Source organism: Spiroplasma sp. ChiS, from assembly GCF_002968355.1.
GTDB classification, from domain to species: domain Bacteria; phylum Bacillota_I; class Bacilli_A; order Mycoplasmatales; family Mycoplasmataceae; genus Spiroplasma; species Spiroplasma citri.
In genome coordinates, this window is record NZ_PUUH01000239.1 from 1 (window position 1) to 741 (window position 741).

Consider the following 741-nt stretch of genomic DNA (forward strand, 5'->3'; position numbering starts at 1 on the left):
CCAAAGAAATGGAAAAAATGGATCAAAAAACAGCACAACTAGACAAAAAAATTAGAGAAATGCCCTACAAAATAGAAAGCAGTGCCAAATATGTCAAAAGCAGATTAAAAGAAATGACACCAGACGAAAAACCATTTAATACAGTTGATAATAAATATTATTATGTAGTATGGCGTGGTGATAAAAGTGAAGAATGAAAAATTACAAAATTTCAAAATAATTTAAAATCATCAGAAGGAATAGAGATTGATGATTTAAATGGTTATAAATTACAATTATTATTTTGAAATTATTGAAAAAAAATTAATTTAAATATATTTAAATATTTCTTTCCGACTGCATTTTCTCATTGATGATATAAAAGTAAAGATTATATTAATTCATGTTATCGTTGAAATGGTGGCGAAGAATGATCACCGATATTAGCATATGATAACGAAAGGGATGTGATTAAATTTTGGGTATGAAAAGATTTTAAAACATGAGAAAAAGCACAGCGTGGTATTGTGACAACGGCTGCTATTGGTTTGCGAGCATTTGGGTATTGAGTAATTTGATAATAAGGAGAATTAAAAAATGAGTGAAACTATTTTAGAAATTATTGTTTTGGTTATATCACTTTTTACTGGTGGAACAACCGGCATAACGGCAACTATTTTGAGTAAAAAACAGCAAAAAATTAGAGATGAAAACAAAGAATTAAAAGAAAAAATAAATGATATTAAAATTGAAATTAATAAT

Annotated in this window: 1 pseudogene; it reads left to right on the forward strand. The window is 26.5% G+C overall.

Features of this window, described 5'->3' with window-relative positions:
* Positions 1-560: pseudogene (locus C6B38_RS06155) on the forward strand (hypothetical protein); the annotation flags it as partial.
* Positions 561-741: the final 181 nt, after the last annotated feature.